Origin of the sequence: Bacillus sp. 2B09, assembly GCF_003946835.1 — a bacterium.
GTDB lineage: Bacteria > Bacillota > Bacilli > Bacillales > Bacillaceae > Bacillus > Bacillus altitudinis.
Genome location: NZ_RPSG01000009.1, coordinates 56964 through 71373, shown reverse-complemented (window position 1 = coordinate 71373; position 14410 = coordinate 56964). Strand labels below are relative to the sequence as shown.

Sequence of the window (14410 nt, the reverse complement as noted above, 5' to 3'; positions counted from 1 at the left end):
GACATAATTCGCTGATTGGATCACCAAAGGCGCTTTGATTTCCTTTTTTCTATAGAAGGGTTCAGAGTGCCTTTTTTCTTGCATTCATCATAACGGGAGGGGATGACTTGTCACGCTGGCTTAGGCAGGTGATTGAGCGGAAAAAGCAGGTATTGATTGAGCAACTCCTTTTATGGGGGCATGAAGAAAAACATGAAGCGCTCATGCACTATACGATTCATGAGCTGGAAAATGAGGTTCTCTATTTAAAAGAGCGCAAGCAAAATTAGTGGGATGGGGGATGAGCGATGGATGAACAAAAGCTGAATTTTATTTTATCTGCCTTAAAAGGGATTGAATACGGGTCGGTGGTGATCACCATTCATAATGGACAAATTACACAAGTCGATACGACAGAAAAGACTCGTTTCCCCGCACACCAAGAGAATCTTCGGATTCAGAAAGCAAAGCAGGGGCGCTATCGTTCATGAAAAGTAATGAAAGATGATGAAAAGCTGATCCACTCATCAGCTTTTTTGTTTTGTCTTATTTTCTCTCCATTTAAAACCTCTTCATTCTTTTATCCGTCTATTCGTATGAACGTCAAGGAATCTTGACTGAATAGAGAGACTCCGCTACTTTAATAGGAGTCATTCGGACAGGTCACCTGAGCCTGTGCGGATTGTCTGAGATAGGAGTTGATATGGGATGTTAGAGAAAGATCAAGAGCAGGTCACATCTGAAACGAAAAACGAAAACGAAGAGCCATCAATAGATCAAGAAACAAGGCAGTCCCGCCTCAGCCGCAGTGCTGCAAAACGAGGAAGAACGGCTAAGCCAGCTGATGAAGAGGGTTCAGCCATTCAGCGCATCGCAAGAGGTGTTGGAGGTGCGTTTAAGCGCTACGGCTCGTATGGGCTCGCAATGTTAAAATCACCGAGTCGTGCGATCCATCAAGCGGACACTTTACGCATGAAGTACGCCTGGATTTCAATTGTGTTATTCAGTGTGTTTTTTGCTTTAGGCAACTACGTTCAATTAAAGGCGTCAAAGACCCGTTTATTAGGTTTTGGTATTCATTATTCTTTTGGTGACGCCTTTTTGAAGGTAGCGGTCTTTACACTCATTTTGTTGACACTGATGATGCTGACGGTTTGGGTGCTCGGTAAGTACATGCTGAAAGGAAACATATCGCTGAAAGAAGTGATCATGAAGTTCGGTGCCGTGCTTGTGCCGGTTTTGGTTTTATCTATCCTTTGGCTTGTATTTGCCATGCTGAATATTCCATATGTAACGGTGATTTTATCCGTCATGATGTTTTTTGGTCTTCAGCTGATTGCCATTGTGCTCTTCCGCTCCATTCAATCAGAGCAAGATGTTGTACGGGGAGACTTGATGTATGCCGGCTGGGTCTTTTTGTTGATTGAGCTCGTTATCATTGCCCTTTTATGGGGCATTGTCGGAGAGTATTTGATCCCATCACTTGTTCCAGTTCGGTTTGGATAAAACACGTTTCAGCGTGTACTCGGTCTTTTTAAAATTCAAAGGTTTTCTATCACGCTGAAAAGAAGACAAAGGGTTAAAATAAAGTATATTTTAGCCCTTTATCAACCATCTAAAGCCTCCTTTTGAAAAAGGAGGTTTTTCATGTTGAGAAGAGGAAAAAACGGGTAAACTCTTGGTAACAAAGACCACCCCTTGTTGTCGAAAGATATATGTGTTTTTCTCGCGCAAATTTGATTGTATCAAGGTTTGTTCTCTAGTAGAATATGGGGTGCTTTATTTGATTTTTAGTGCAGGGGGTTCGAATCGTGCTTCAACAACTTTTATCCAATGCGTTCACCATGGTTTTGATTATTTTAGTGATTAACATTGTTTATGTCTCTTTTTCCACTATGCGTTTAATTTTAACAATGAAAGGCAGAAGGTATGCAGCCGCTTTTGCTGGTACTGTCGAGATGCTGATTTATGTCATTGGTTTGAGTATCGTATTAGATAACTTAGATCAAGTACAAAATGTCATTGCGTATGCGCTAGGTTATGGGATTGGAATCATTGTCGGGATGAAAATTGAAGAGAAGCTGGCACTAGGCTACATTACTGTGAACGTGATTACAAAAGAAATCGATCTAGATCTCCCAAAACAATTGAGAGAAAAAGGATATGGCGTCACCAACTGGGTAGTAGGAGGTCTTGAAGGAGACCGGTCAGCGATGCAAATTTTAACACCGAGAAAATATGAACTGCAATTATATGAAACGATTAAAACGCTTGATTCAAAGGCGTTTATCATTTCGTATGAGCCCAAAACGATTCATGGCGGCTTCTGGGTGAAGGCTGTGAAGAAAAGGAGAATTAAAGAATGACCGCAAAACCAAAGAAAAAGAAATTCTACGTGGAAGACAACATGACGATTGATCAAGTGTTGTCCCAGATGGCGGACGAAGGCTACTCACCTGTCCGACGAATGGAGGAACCGATCTTTCAGGAAAAGAAGGAAAATGGGTCGATTCAGATCATTCCGATTGGGAAAAAAATCGTATTTGAGGGAAAAATACTCTAAATCCGAACATTAAAACGACGACTTCATAGATTGTTCGATAAATCCGTTGACATCATGAACATCCGTTGTTAAGATAAACATGAAATCAAAACACGAGCCTCATATAATCTTGGGAATATGGCCCATAAGTTTCTACCCAGTTACCGTAAATGACTGGACTATGCAGGATAGTGAACAAAACTGACATGGCGTTTTAAAAGCGAACAGCGCTTACCATGGCCCGGTTTGTGTTGCTTCCTAACAATGCAATACAAACCGGGTCTTTTTGTTCGGCGTTTGACAAGCTACTTAGGTTTGGGAAGCGTGTCAAACGATACAAAATCGAATAATAGCTTAAAGGTGGGGACAAAATGAAGCCGCTTGTAGGTGTCATCATGGGAAGTACATCTGATTGGGAAACAATGAAACATGCGTGCGATATCTTAGAGGAATTAAACATTCCGTATGAAAAACAGGTTGTATCCGCACATCGGACACCTGATTTGATGTTTGAATATGCGACTGAAGCAAGAGGTAAAGGACTCAAGGTCATTATTGCCGGTGCTGGAGGCGCAGCACATTTACCGGGGATGGTCGCAGCAAAAACGACACTGCCGGTCATTGGTGTGCCCGTACAATCAAAAGCATTAAACGGGCTGGATTCCTTATTATCCATCGTTCAAATGCCAGGCGGTGTACCTGTTGCTACAGTGGCAATCGGCAAAGCCGGTGCAACAAATGCAGGGCTTCTAGCCGCACAAATGATTTCAGCATTCGATGAAGCCGTTGCAGCACGCCTTGAAGAAAGAAGAGAACAAACAAAACAAACTGTATTAGAAAGCAGTGATCAGCTTGGCTAAGCAGACCATTTTTCCAAACGCAACCATTGGTATCATCGGCGGCGGACAGCTTGGCAGATACATGGCTGTCAGTGCAAAGCAAATGGGCTACCGTGCAGCAGTTCTTGACCCAGTCAAACTTTCTCCTTGTGGACAGGTTGCTGATACAGAAATCACAGCCGCATACAGTGACCTTGAAGCGATCAGGCAGCTGGCGGACATCAGTGATGTGGTCACATATGAATTTGAAAACATTGACTATGATGCACTCAATCAGCTGAAGGAAGAGGCGTATTTACCGCAAGGAAGCGAACTTCTTCTTTTAACCCAAAACCGTGAAACGGAGAAAAAAGGGATTGTAGATGCAGGCTGTGAAGTCGCCCCTTATCGCATCGTTCATGATGAGAAGGAGCTGGAAGACGCAGTAAATGCGCTTGGTTTGCCAGCTGTGCTGAAAACATGCAGAGGCGGTTACGACGGTAAAGGACAGTACGTGATCAAAGAGAAGGATCAGCTTCATGAAGCGGCTGCACTTCTCACTCATGGGACATGTATTTTAGAAAGCTGGGTTCCTTTCCAAATGGAACTGTCCGTGATTGTGACGCGGTCTGTTCATGGAGAAATTGCGACATTCCCAGTCGCTGAGAACATTCATAAGCACAATATTTTATTCCAAAGCATCGTGCCTGCACGGGTAGATGGCAGCATTCAGGAGAAAGCAAAAGAACTGGCAACAACGCTTGCTGAAAAGCTAGGGCTAGTCGGTACGCTTGCTGTTGAACTGTTCTTGACAAATGAAGGGAAGCTGCTCGTCAATGAACTGGCACCCCGCCCGCATAACTCTGGACATTACACATTGGATTTATGTGAGACGAGTCAGTTTGAACAGCACATTCGCGCCATATGCGGTTTGCCGCTTGGCGGAACAGCTCTTTTATCAGAGGGCATGATGGTGAATTTGCTGGGCGATGAAGTGGACATCCCAAAAGAACATCCTGAGCTTTTAAAGGAAGCGAAGCTTTATCTATATGGTAAACATGAAGTAAAAGCCGGCCGCAAAATGGGGCATATGACATTTATGAAACAGCTTGATGATGAATGGATGGCAAACATCACAAAGATATGGACTGAAAGAGATGGAGGAAACGGGAAATGATCGAACGTTACGCACGACCAGAAATGTCAGCAATCTGGACAGAGGAAAACAAATTTAATGCATGGCTTGAAGTAGAAATTCTCGCTTGTGAAGCTTGGGCAGAACTTGGTGTCATTCCGAAAGAAGACGTTGTGACTATGCGTAAGAATGCAAGCTTTGATATTGATCGTATTCTAGAGATTGAACAAGACACGCGCCACGACGTGGTTGCCTTTACGCGTGCTGTATCTGAATCTCTAGGAGAAGAAAGAAAGTGGGTTCATTACGGGTTAACATCTACAGACGTAGTGGATACGGCGCTTTCATATCTATTAAAACAGGCGAACGATATTTTGCTCAAGGACATTGAGAGATTTGTTGACATACTAAAAGAAAAAGCAAAAGAGCACAAATATACCGTCATGATGGGCCGTACACACGGTGTACACGCTGAACCGACAACATTTGGCCTAAAGCTTGGTCTTTGGTACGAGGAAATGAAGCGTAACTTAGAACGTTTTAAACAAGCAAAAGCCGGCATCGAATACGGCAAAATCTCTGGTGCTGTTGGCACATATGCGAACATCGACCCGTTTGTTGAGCAATATGTATGTGAGAAACTTGGCATCAAAGCTGCACCAATTTCAACCCAAACCTTGCAGCGTGACCGTCATGCAGATTACATGGCAACCCTTGCTTTAGTTGCAACAAGCATTGAGAAATTTGCTGTTGAAATTCGTGGTCTTCAAAAGAGTGAAACACGTGAAGTAGAAGAGTTCTTTGCAAAAGGACAAAAAGGATCATCCGCGATGCCTCATAAACGAAACCCGATCGGTTCTGAAAATATGACGGGAATTGCCCGCGTCATCCGTGGTTATATGCTGACTGCTTATGAAAATGTACCGCTTTGGCATGAACGTGATATTTCTCATTCATCTGCTGAACGCATCATTTTACCAGATGCAACGATTGCACTGAACTATATGCTGAACCGTTTCTCAAACATCGTGAAAAACTTAACGGTTTTCCCTGAAAACATGAAGCGCAACATGGACCGCACACTCGGCTTAATTTACTCACAGCGTGTTCTTCTTGCATTAATTGATACAGGTATGGCACGTGAAGAAGCATATGACACGGTTCAGCCAAAGGCGATGGAGGCTTGGGAGAAACAAGTACCATTCCGTTCATTAGTAGAAGCAGAAGAGAAAATCACTTCACGCTTAACACCTGAACAAATCGCTGACTGCTTCGATTACAACTATCACTTGAAAAATGTCGATATGATTTTCGAACGTCTAGGTCTTGCGTAAGAAATGGGCCGCCTGCTAGTCAGGCGCCTAATCCTGAAAATTGCCAACATTCAAATTAGGAGGCCAATCTGAATGACTGTGAAACAAGAACTTCTCTACGAAGGCAAAGCGAAAAGAATCTATCAGACCGATGACGAGCATATTTTATATGTTGAATATAAAGACTCAGCTACAGCATTTAACGGTGAAAAGAAAGCGGAAATTGAAGGCAAAGGCAGACTGAATAACGAAATTTCCAGCTTGATTTTTCAAATGCTACATGAGAAAGGGATCAACAATCACTTTGTTAAACGCCTATCTGAAACAGAACAGCTCATTCAAAAGGTAGACATCGTACCGCTTGAAGTCGTTGTGCGAAACGTGGTGGCAGGCAGTATGTCAAAACGTCTTGGGATTCCAGAGGGAACGAAACTGGACACACCTTTGATCGAGTTTTACTACAAAGATGATGCACTTGGCGATCCGCTCATTACTGAAGATCATATTCGCATTTTACATGCAGCGACACCTGAGCAGGTCGAGGAAATGAAACAAATCACAAGACAAGTGAATGAAGAATTGAAGCAAATCTTCTCAGATTGCCATGTGAATTTAATTGATTTCAAGCTTGAATTCGGAATAGATCACGAGAATCGTATTTTGCTAGCTGATGAGATTTCACCTGATACGTGCAGGCTTTGGGATAAAGACACAAACGAAAAGCTTGATAAAGACGTGTTCAGACGAAACCTGGGCGGCTTAACAAATGCATACGAAGAAATTTTCAAAAGACTTGGAGGCCATAAACATGTATAAAGTGAAAATTTTTGTCAGCTTAAAAGAGAGCGTTCTTGATCCACAAGGAAGTGCCGTGCAGCACGCTTTGCACAGCATGTCTTATCAGGAAGTAAAGGATGTCCGTATCGGGAAATATATGGAGTTAGTCATTGAGAAATCAGATCGTGACTTAGACACAGTGGTCAAAGAAATGTGTGAAAAATTGCTTGCCAACACGGTGATTGAAGATTACCGCTATGAGGTGGAGGAGGTTGTCGCACAGTGAAGTTTGCAGTGATCGTCTTGCCTGGCTCTAACTGTGATATCGATATGTACCATGCGATTCAAGATGAGTTAGGTGAACAAGTTGAATATGTATGGCACGACGAAACGAGTCTTGATGGTTTTGACGGTGTACTCGTACCAGGCGGTTTCTCTTATGGGGATTACTTAAGATGCGGTGCGATTGCTCGTTTTTCTAACATCATGCCGGCTGTGAAAAAAGCAGCTGCGGAAGGAAAACCTGTTCTTGGTGTTTGTAACGGGTTCCAAATTCTTCAAGAGCTTGGCATTTTGCCAGGTGCAATGAGACGGAATAAAGATCTAAAATTTATCTGTCGTCCAGTTGAACTCATTGTAGAGAACAACGAAACGCAATTTACAAGCGGTTATCAAAAAGGTGAATCGATTACGATTCCTGTAGCACACGGTGAAGGCAACTTCTACTGTGACGAAGACACGTTAGCGAAGCTGATTGAACGAGGCCAAATCGCTTTCACTTACGGTGACGATATTAACGGCAGTGTCAATCGAATTGCAGGTGTAACGAATGAACAGGGCAATGTACTCGGCATGATGCCGCACCCTGAGCGCGCGGTTGACTCATTACTAGGCAGCGCAGACGGACTTAAATTGTTTCAATCTATCGTGAAAAATTGGAGGGACACTCATGTCACTACTGCTTGAACCAAGTCACAAGCAAATTAAAGAAGAGAAATTGTATCAGCAAATGGGATTGAGTGATGAAGAATTCGCTTTAATCGAATCCATTATTGGCAGGCTGCCAAACTACACAGAAACGGGTATCTTTTCTGTCATGTGGTCAGAGCATTGTAGTTATAAAAACTCAAAGCCTGTTTTAAGCAAATTCCCGACAAAAGGAGAGCATGTTCTGCAAGGTCCTGGGGAAGGCGCTGGAATCGTTGATATTGGAGACAACCAAGCGGTTGTATTTAAAATCGAATCACATAACCATCCATCTGCAATTGAACCGTATCAAGGAGCGGCAACAGGTGTCGGCGGAATCATCCGTGATGTATTCTCCATGGGTGCTCGTCCAATTGCGGTATTAAACTCTCTTCGTTTTGGTGAACTGACTTCACCGCGCGTGAAGTACTTGTTTGAAGAAGTAGTGGCAGGGATTGCAGGCTATGGAAACTGTATCGGTATTCCAACAGTCGGCGGAGAAGTTCATTTTGATCAAAGTTATGAAGGCAATCCGCTCGTTAACGCGATGTGTGTAGGGTTAATCAACCATGAAGACATCAAGAAAGGGCAGGCAAAAGGTGTTGGCAATACGGTCATGTACGTTGGTGCTAAAACGGGACGTGACGGGATTCACGGTGCAACATTTGCGTCTGAAGAATTTTCTGATGAATCAGAAGAAAAACGTTCAGCGGTTCAAGTCGGCGATCCGTTCATGGAAAAGCTTTTGCTTGAAGCATGTCTTGAAGTCATCAAAAATGATGCGCTTGTGGGCATTCAAGATATGGGAGCGGCTGGCTTAACTAGCTCAAGTGCAGAGATGGCAAGTAAAGCCGGTTCAGGTATCGAAATGAACCTAGACCTGATCCCTCAGCGTGAAACAGGCATGTCAGCGTATGAAATGATGCTGTCTGAATCCCAAGAGAGAATGCTGTTGGTCATTGAAAAAGGCCGTGAGCAAGAAATCATTGATATTTTTGAAAAATATGATCTTGAAGCAGTCTCAGTCGGTCATGTGACAGACGATAAAATGCTTCGTTTACTCCATCAAGGAGAAGTAGTGTGTGAGCTTCCAGTTGATGCACTTGCAGAAGAAGCACCGGTTTATCACAAGCCGTCAAGTGAGCCTGCATACTATCGTGAGTTTTTAGAAACAAAAGTGGAAGCTCCAGCGATCACAGATGCAGCAGATACATTGAAACAGCTGTTAAAGCAGCCAACGATTGCGAGTAAAGAATGGGTTTACGATCAATACGACTATATGGTTCGTACAAACACTGTCGTTGCACCTGGCTCTGATGCGGGCGTGCTCAGAATCCGTGGGACGAAAAAAGCTCTTGCGATGACAACAGATTGTAACGCACGTTATCTCTACCTTGATCCAGAGGTTGGCGGTAAGATCGCCGTTGCAGAAGCCGCACGTAACATTGTCTGCTCAGGCGCTCGTCCGCTTGCAGTAACAGATAACTTGAACTTCGGTAACCCGGAGAAACCAGAAATCTTCTGGCAGATTGAAAAATCTGCTGACGGCATTAGCGAAGCTTGCCGTACATTAAGTACACCAGTCATCGGCGGTAACGTCTCTTTATATAACGAGTCAAATGGAACAGCCATTTACCCAACGCCAGTTATTGGCATGGTTGGTTTGATTGAAGATACAGCTCATATTACGACTCAATCGTTCCAGCAGGCAGGCGATGTGATTTTCGTCATTGGTGAAACGAAGGAAGAATTTGCAGGCAGTGAGCTTCAAAAAATGACAGAAGGTCGTATCTACGGAAAAGCACCAGAAATTGATTTGGATGTAGAGCTGGCGCGTCAAGAAGCCCTATTAGCAGCAATTCAAAACGGACTTGTTCAGTCAGCACATGATGTGTCTGAAGGCGGTCTTGGTGTAGCACTAGCTGAAAGTACATTTGGAACAGATGGTCTTGGCGCTGATATCCAGATCGATCTAAACAGTGCAGCATCACTATTCAGTGAATCACAGTCACGTTTTGTCGTCACAGTGAAACCAGAAAATCGCGAAGCGTTTGCTGCGGCTGTGCAAGATGCAAAAGAAGTCGGAACGGTCACAAATGATGGTGTATTCACTGTCAAAAATCAAGAAGGACAACAATGGATTCATGCGGCAGTCAACGAGCTTGAACGCGCATGGAAAGGAGCGATCCCATGCTTGCTGAAATCAGAGGCTTAAACGAAGAATGTGGCGTCTTTGGGGTTTGGGGACACGAAGAAGCCCCGCAAATCACCTATTACGGATTGCATAGCCTTCAGCACCGAGGACAAGAAGGTGCGGGAATTATTGCAACAGACGGTGAAAACCTGACGTCACACAAAGGCCTTGGACTGATTACGGAAGTGTTCCAAAATGGTGAGCTTAAGGATTTAAAGGGAAAAGGTGCGATCGGACACGTTCGGTATGCGACAGCAGGCGGAGGCGGCTTTGAGAATGTGCAGCCCCTCTTCTTCCGCTCGCAAAACAATGGCAGTCTTGCCCTTGCTCATAATGGAAACTTGGTCAATGCAACGCAATTAAAACAGCAGCTAGAGAACCAAGGAAGTATTTTTCAAACGTCTTCTGATACCGAAGTGCTTGCTCACTTAATTAAGCGCAGCGGATATATGGATTTGAAGGATCAAATCAAAAATGCTCTGTCTATGTTAAAAGGAGCTTATGCTTTCTTAATCATGACGGAAACAGAAATGATCGTAGCGCTTGATCCGAACGGATTACGCCCACTTTCACTTGGTATGCTTGGAGATGCTTATGTTGTCGCTTCTGAAACATGTGCCTTTGATGTCGTTGGTGCTACCTATTTACGAGATGTAGAGCCTGGCGAAATGCTGATCATTAATGATGAAGGCTTAAAATCTGAGCGCTTCTCGATGAACATTAACCGCAGCATGTGCAGTATGGAATACATTTATTTCTCAAGACCGGACAGCAATATCAATGGCATCAACGTGCATAGTGCGAGAAAGAATCTTGGCAAGAAGCTTGCAGAAGAAGCACATGTCGAAGCAGATGTCGTGACAGGTGTGCCAGACTCCAGTATTTCTGCAGCGATTGGCTATGCCGAAGCAACAGGTATTCCATATGAGCTAGGTTTAATTAAAAACCGTTATGTCGGCCGGACATTTATTCAGCCGTCTCAAGCATTGCGTGAGCAGGGCGTGCGAATGAAGCTGTCTGCTGTGCGTGGGGTGGTCGAAGGCAAACGTGTCGTCATGGTGGATGATTCCATCGTACGAGGAACAACAAGTCGCCGGATTGTGACGATGCTAAGAGAAGCAGGTGCGACGGAAGTGCATGTACGCATTAGTTCACCGCCAATCGCTCATCCGTGTTTTTATGGAATTGATACGTCTACACACGAAGAGCTGATTGCGTCATCTCATTCAGTGGAAGAAATTAGACAGGAAATCGGTGCAGACACCATTGCATTTTTATCTGTAGACGGTTTAATGGACGGGATTGGCAGAAAGTATGATGATCCGCAGCGCGGTCAGTGTTTAGCATGCTTTACTGGAAAATACCCGACCGAAATTTATGAAGATACTGTCCTTCCTCATGTGAAGGAAACAGTCCTGACGAAATAATCGAATAATGGAGCAGCAGTCAACGTGATTTGATATGCTGCTCTTTCATTCTGCCGAAAATATATGAAAGACAAGCAGATAAAAGGAGTGAATGGGATGTCAGAAGCATATAAAAACGCCGGTGTCGACATCGAAGCAGGATACGAAGCCGTTAAACGAATGAAAACACATGTAGAACGTACAAAAAGAGCAGGTGTCATGGGTGCTCTAGGCGGATTTGGTGGGATGTTTGATTTATCTGAACTGCCATACAAAAAGCCCGTTCTTGTCTCAGGAACAGATGGTGTTGGTACGAAATTAAAGCTAGCATTTTTAATGGATAAACACGATACGATCGGTGTAGATGCTGTTGCTATGTGTGTGAACGATGTACTTGCACAAGGGGCAGAGCCGCTCTTTTTCTTAGATTACTTAGCAGTTGGAAAAGCAGATCCTTTGAAAATTGAATCCATCGTCAAAGGTGTAGCTGACGGATGCGAGCAGTCTGGCTCAGCGCTTGTCGGCGGAGAGACAGCAGAAATGCCGGGTCTTTACACAGAAGAAGAATATGATATTGCTGGATTTTCTGTAGGTGTCGTTGAAAAAGATGAAATCGTCACAGGAGAGAACATCAAGGAAGGGCATTTGCTGATTGGACTCAGCTCTAGCGGAATTCATAGCAATGGCTATTCTCTTGTACGAAAAGTATTGCTTGAAGATGCGGGTCTAGATCTTCACCAAACGTATGAACCTTTTACAAGACCACTTGGAGAAGAGCTGCTTGAACCGACGAAGATTTATGTCAAGCCTGTTCTTAAACAAGTGAAAGCTGGCAAAGTTGACGGTATGGCACATGTGACAGGCGGCGGCTTTATTGAGAATTTACCACGTATGCTACCTGAAGGACTTGGTGTTGAGATTGATAACGGCTCATGGCCAGTTCCGCCTATTTTCTCCTTTATCCAAGAAAAAGGGCAATTAAAAGCAGAAGAGATGTTCAATGTATTTAATATGGGCATCGGCTTTGTCCTAGCCGTCAAAGAGGATGATCTCGTCGATGTGATTAGCGGACTTGAACAAGACGGAGAGAAAGCCTTCCTTATCGGACGAGTTCAAAAAGGAGAAGGCGTCACTTTCGGTGGTGGAAGCCTCTCATGAAAAAGTTTGCGATCTTCGCCTCTGGAAGCGGGACAAATTTTCAAGCCATTATTGATACGTTAAAAGAAGAACAGTGGCAGGCAAAAGCCGCCATTGTGATCTGTGATAAACCGGGTGCGAAGGTGCTGGAGCGGGTAGAGAAAGAGGGCATTCCGTCCTTTTCTTTTACGCCGAAGGCTTTCCCGAGTAAAGCCGCTTTTGAGCAAACCATCATTGAACAGCTGAAGCTGCATGAAGTGGAATGGATTTTCCTCGCTGGGTATATGCGACTGATCGGTCCGACATTACTTGACGCATTCAGAGGGAAAATCGTGAATATCCACCCTTCTTTATTGCCAGCATTTCCTGGACTCGATGCGATTGGACAAGCCTATCAAGCAGGAGTCAAAGTGGCTGGCATCACGGTTCATTATGTCGACGAAGGCATGGATACCGGTCCGATTATTGACCAAGCAGCCATTCATATTGAACAAGGGGAAGACCTTGAATCCATTGAAAAAAGAATGCATGAATTAGAACATACACTATATCCAAAAGTGATCAAATCACTTTTAGAATTATCTTAATGAGGTGACAAAGGCATGACGATCAAACGCGCATTAATCAGTGTTTCCGATAAAACAAATCTTGTACCTTTTGTGAAAGAACTAAAAGAACTTGGCGTTGAAGTGATTTCAACTGGTGGTACACACAAACTTCTTCAAGAGAACGGCATTGATGTCATTGGTATTTCTGAAGTGACTGGCTTCCCAGAAATCATGGACGGACGTCTCAAAACGCTTCATCCGAACATTCACGGTGGACTGTTAGCAGTGAGAGAAAACGATGAGCATATGGCACAGATTGAAAAGCACGGCATTCAGCCGATTGATCTTGTCGTTGTGAATCTATATCCATTCAAAGAGACCATTTCTAAAGACGATGTCACGTATGAAGAAGCGATTGAAAACATTGATATTGGCGGACCGGGTATGCTTCGTGCTGCTTCTAAAAACCATCAGGACGTCACTGTGATTGTAGACCCGCGTGATTATGATTCTGTCGTTCAACAAATTAAAGAAGGCGGCGTCTCACTAGAGAAAAAACGTGAGCTTGCAGCAAAAGTATTCCGTCATACAGCTGCTTACGATGCCCTGATTGCGGATTACTTAACGAACTTTGTTGGCGAAACAGAGCCAGAACAGTTCACAGTCACATTTGAGAAAAAGCAATCTCTTCGTTATGGAGAAAACCCACACCAAGCGGCGACGTTCTATGAAAATGCGCTTCCAAGCAAAGGCTCTTTAGCTACTGCAACGCAATTACATGGAAAAGAACTTTCCTACAACAATATCAAAGATGCAGATGCAGCTCTTCAAATTGTACGTGAATTTACGGAGCCAGCGGCTGTGGCTGTAAAGCATATGAACCCATGTGGTGTTGGGACAGGAGAAACGATTGCAGAAGCATTTGATCGTGCATTTAAAGCAGATGAAACATCTATTTTCGGCGGCATTGTGGCGCTTAATCGTGAAGTAGACAAGCAAACGGCTGAGGTGCTCCATACGATTTTCTTAGAAATCGTCATCGCACCATCGTTTAGCCAAGAAGCACTTGACGTGTTAACAGCGAAAAAGAATCTTCGTCTACTAACATTAGATGTAGAAGCAGATCTTGGGAAAAAAGAAAAGCAGCTCACAAGTGTTCATGGTGGATTGCTCGTTCAGGATATCGACACATACGGCTTAGAGGAAGCAACGATCTCTATCCCAACGAAGAGAGAGCCAACTGAAGACGAATGGAAAGACTTAAAGCTCGCTTGGAAAGTCGTCAAACATGTGAAATCAAATGCCATCGTTCTAGCGAAGAATCAAATGACAGCAGGTATTGGTGCTGGTCAAATGAACCGTGTTGGCTCGGCTAACATTGCGATTGAGCAAGCAGGTGAAAAGGCAAAAGGGAGTGCACTAGGTTCTGATGCATTTTTCCCAATGGGCGATACAGTAGAAGCTGCTACAAAGGCAGGCGTCACAGCGATCATTCAGCCAGGCGGATCTATTCGTGATGAAGAATCGATTCAAAAGGCAGATGAATACGGCATCGCCATGGTCTTCACTGGCGTTAGACATTTCAAACATTAAGG

16 protein-coding genes and 1 riboswitch are annotated in these 14410 nt (G+C 43.9%); all 16 genes read left to right on the top strand.

The window, feature by feature from the left end; translation table 11 throughout:
• Window positions 1-107: 107 nt before the first annotated feature.
• On the top strand, window positions 108-269 hold the full coding sequence (locus EBQ12_RS19405) for a hypothetical protein (RefSeq protein WP_008344307.1): 162 nt from the start codon (window positions 108-110) through the stop codon (window positions 267-269).
• Between the two features lie 18 nt (window positions 270-287).
• On the top strand, window positions 288-470 hold the full coding sequence (locus tag EBQ12_RS16055) for a YezD family protein (RefSeq protein ID WP_008344304.1): 183 nt from the start codon (window positions 288-290) through the stop codon (window positions 468-470).
• Window positions 471-687: 217 nt separating this feature from the next.
• On the top strand, window positions 688-1485 hold the full coding sequence (locus tag EBQ12_RS16050) for a hypothetical protein (protein WP_050827019.1): 798 nt from the start codon (window positions 688-690) through the stop codon (window positions 1483-1485).
• A 305-nt stretch (window positions 1486-1790) separates the two neighbouring features.
• Window positions 1791-2345 carry a DUF2179 domain-containing protein gene (locus EBQ12_RS16045; RefSeq protein WP_008344300.1) on the top strand — a complete coding sequence of 185 codons (555 nt, stop codon included), beginning with the start codon at window positions 1791-1793 and terminating at the stop codon, window positions 2343-2345.
• Window positions 2342-2542: an NETI motif-containing protein gene (locus EBQ12_RS16040; RefSeq protein WP_017366746.1), complete on the top strand. Its 201-nt coding sequence runs from the start codon at window positions 2342-2344 to the stop codon at window positions 2540-2542. The genes EBQ12_RS16045 and EBQ12_RS16040 overlap by 4 nt, the downstream gene beginning before the upstream one ends.
• A gap of 79 nt (window positions 2543-2621) precedes the next feature.
• A riboswitch (purine riboswitch) is annotated at window positions 2622-2723 on the top strand.
• Window positions 2724-2892: 169 nt separating this feature from the next.
• Window positions 2893-3381, top strand: coding sequence for a 5-(carboxyamino)imidazole ribonucleotide mutase (purE, locus tag EBQ12_RS16035; protein WP_017359824.1), 489 nt, complete (start codon window positions 2893-2895; stop codon window positions 3379-3381).
• Window positions 3374-4516 (top strand): 5-(carboxyamino)imidazole ribonucleotide synthase, encoded by a 1143-nt coding sequence (gene purK, locus EBQ12_RS16030; RefSeq protein ID WP_041093202.1) that lies wholly within the window; start codon window positions 3374-3376, stop codon window positions 4514-4516. The genes purE and purK overlap by 8 nt, the downstream gene beginning before the upstream one ends.
• On the top strand, window positions 4513-5808 hold the full coding sequence (purB, locus tag EBQ12_RS16025) for an adenylosuccinate lyase (protein WP_034664786.1): 1296 nt from the start codon (window positions 4513-4515) through the stop codon (window positions 5806-5808). Before purK ends, purB begins: the two co-directional genes overlap by 4 nt.
• Before the next feature lie 72 nt (window positions 5809-5880).
• A complete protein-coding gene (gene purC / locus EBQ12_RS16020; RefSeq protein ID WP_007496901.1) occupies window positions 5881-6603 on the top strand; it encodes a phosphoribosylaminoimidazolesuccinocarboxamide synthase in 723 nt (240 codons plus the stop codon).
• Window positions 6596-6850, top strand: coding sequence for a phosphoribosylformylglycinamidine synthase subunit PurS (gene purS / locus EBQ12_RS16015; protein ID WP_003214349.1), 255 nt, complete (start codon window positions 6596-6598; stop codon window positions 6848-6850). Before purC ends, purS begins: the two co-directional genes overlap by 8 nt.
• Entirely contained in the window at window positions 6847-7530 is a 684-nt protein-coding gene (purQ, locus tag EBQ12_RS16010; protein ID WP_008344292.1) for a phosphoribosylformylglycinamidine synthase subunit PurQ, read from the top strand. Before purS ends, purQ begins: the two co-directional genes overlap by 4 nt.
• Complete coding sequence (gene purL / locus EBQ12_RS16005; RefSeq protein WP_008344291.1) at window positions 7514-9745, top strand: phosphoribosylformylglycinamidine synthase subunit PurL; 2232 nt, start codon at window positions 7514-7516, stop codon at window positions 9743-9745. Before purQ ends, purL begins: the two co-directional genes overlap by 17 nt.
• The gene (gene purF / locus EBQ12_RS16000) at window positions 9721-11151 is read left to right on the top strand and encodes an amidophosphoribosyltransferase (protein WP_017359819.1); all 1431 of its coding nucleotides are present in this window, start codon (window positions 9721-9723) and stop codon (window positions 11149-11151) included. The genes purL and purF overlap by 25 nt, the downstream gene beginning before the upstream one ends.
• A 96-nt stretch (window positions 11152-11247) precedes the next feature.
• Window positions 11248-12288, top strand: a complete 1041-nt coding sequence (gene purM, locus EBQ12_RS15995; protein ID WP_035391448.1) for a phosphoribosylformylglycinamidine cyclo-ligase — start codon at window positions 11248-11250, stop codon at window positions 12286-12288.
• Window positions 12285-12854, top strand: a complete 570-nt coding sequence (purN, locus tag EBQ12_RS15990; protein ID WP_125590661.1) for a phosphoribosylglycinamide formyltransferase — start codon at window positions 12285-12287, stop codon at window positions 12852-12854. The genes purM and purN overlap by 4 nt, the downstream gene beginning before the upstream one ends.
• 15 nt (window positions 12855-12869) lie before the next feature.
• Window positions 12870-14408, top strand: coding sequence for a bifunctional phosphoribosylaminoimidazolecarboxamide formyltransferase/IMP cyclohydrolase (purH, locus tag EBQ12_RS15985; RefSeq protein WP_125590659.1), 1539 nt, complete (start codon window positions 12870-12872; stop codon window positions 14406-14408).
• Window positions 14409-14410: the final 2 nt, after the last annotated feature.

Excerpts from the sequence above, each read along its gene's own strand:
- purE (WP_017359824.1), top strand. The coding sequence starts at position 2,893 with ATGAAGCCGCTTGTAGGTGTCATCATGGGAAGTACATCTGATTGGGAA.
- purN (WP_125590661.1), top strand. The coding sequence starts at position 12,285 with ATGAAAAAGTTTGCGATCTTCGCCTCTGGAAGCGGGACAAATTTTCAA.
- EBQ12_RS16050 (WP_050827019.1), top strand. The coding sequence starts at position 688 with ATGTTAGAGAAAGATCAAGAGCAGGTCACATCTGAAACGAAAAACGAA.
- purF (WP_017359819.1), top strand. The coding sequence starts at position 9,721 with ATGCTTGCTGAAATCAGAGGCTTAAACGAAGAATGTGGCGTCTTTGGG.
- purC (WP_007496901.1), top strand. The coding sequence starts at position 5,881 with ATGACTGTGAAACAAGAACTTCTCTACGAAGGCAAAGCGAAAAGAATC.
- EBQ12_RS16055 (WP_008344304.1), top strand. The coding sequence starts at position 288 with ATGGATGAACAAAAGCTGAATTTTATTTTATCTGCCTTAAAAGGGATT.
- purH (WP_125590659.1), top strand. The coding sequence starts at position 12,870 with ATGACGATCAAACGCGCATTAATCAGTGTTTCCGATAAAACAAATCTT.
- purM (WP_035391448.1), top strand. The coding sequence starts at position 11,248 with ATGTCAGAAGCATATAAAAACGCCGGTGTCGACATCGAAGCAGGATAC.
- purB (WP_034664786.1), top strand. The coding sequence starts at position 4,513 with ATGATCGAACGTTACGCACGACCAGAAATGTCAGCAATCTGGACAGAG.
- purL (WP_008344291.1), top strand. The coding sequence starts at position 7,514 with ATGTCACTACTGCTTGAACCAAGTCACAAGCAAATTAAAGAAGAGAAA.
- purS (WP_003214349.1), top strand. The coding sequence starts at position 6,596 with ATGTATAAAGTGAAAATTTTTGTCAGCTTAAAAGAGAGCGTTCTTGAT.
- EBQ12_RS16040 (WP_017366746.1), top strand. The coding sequence starts at position 2,342 with ATGACCGCAAAACCAAAGAAAAAGAAATTCTACGTGGAAGACAACATG.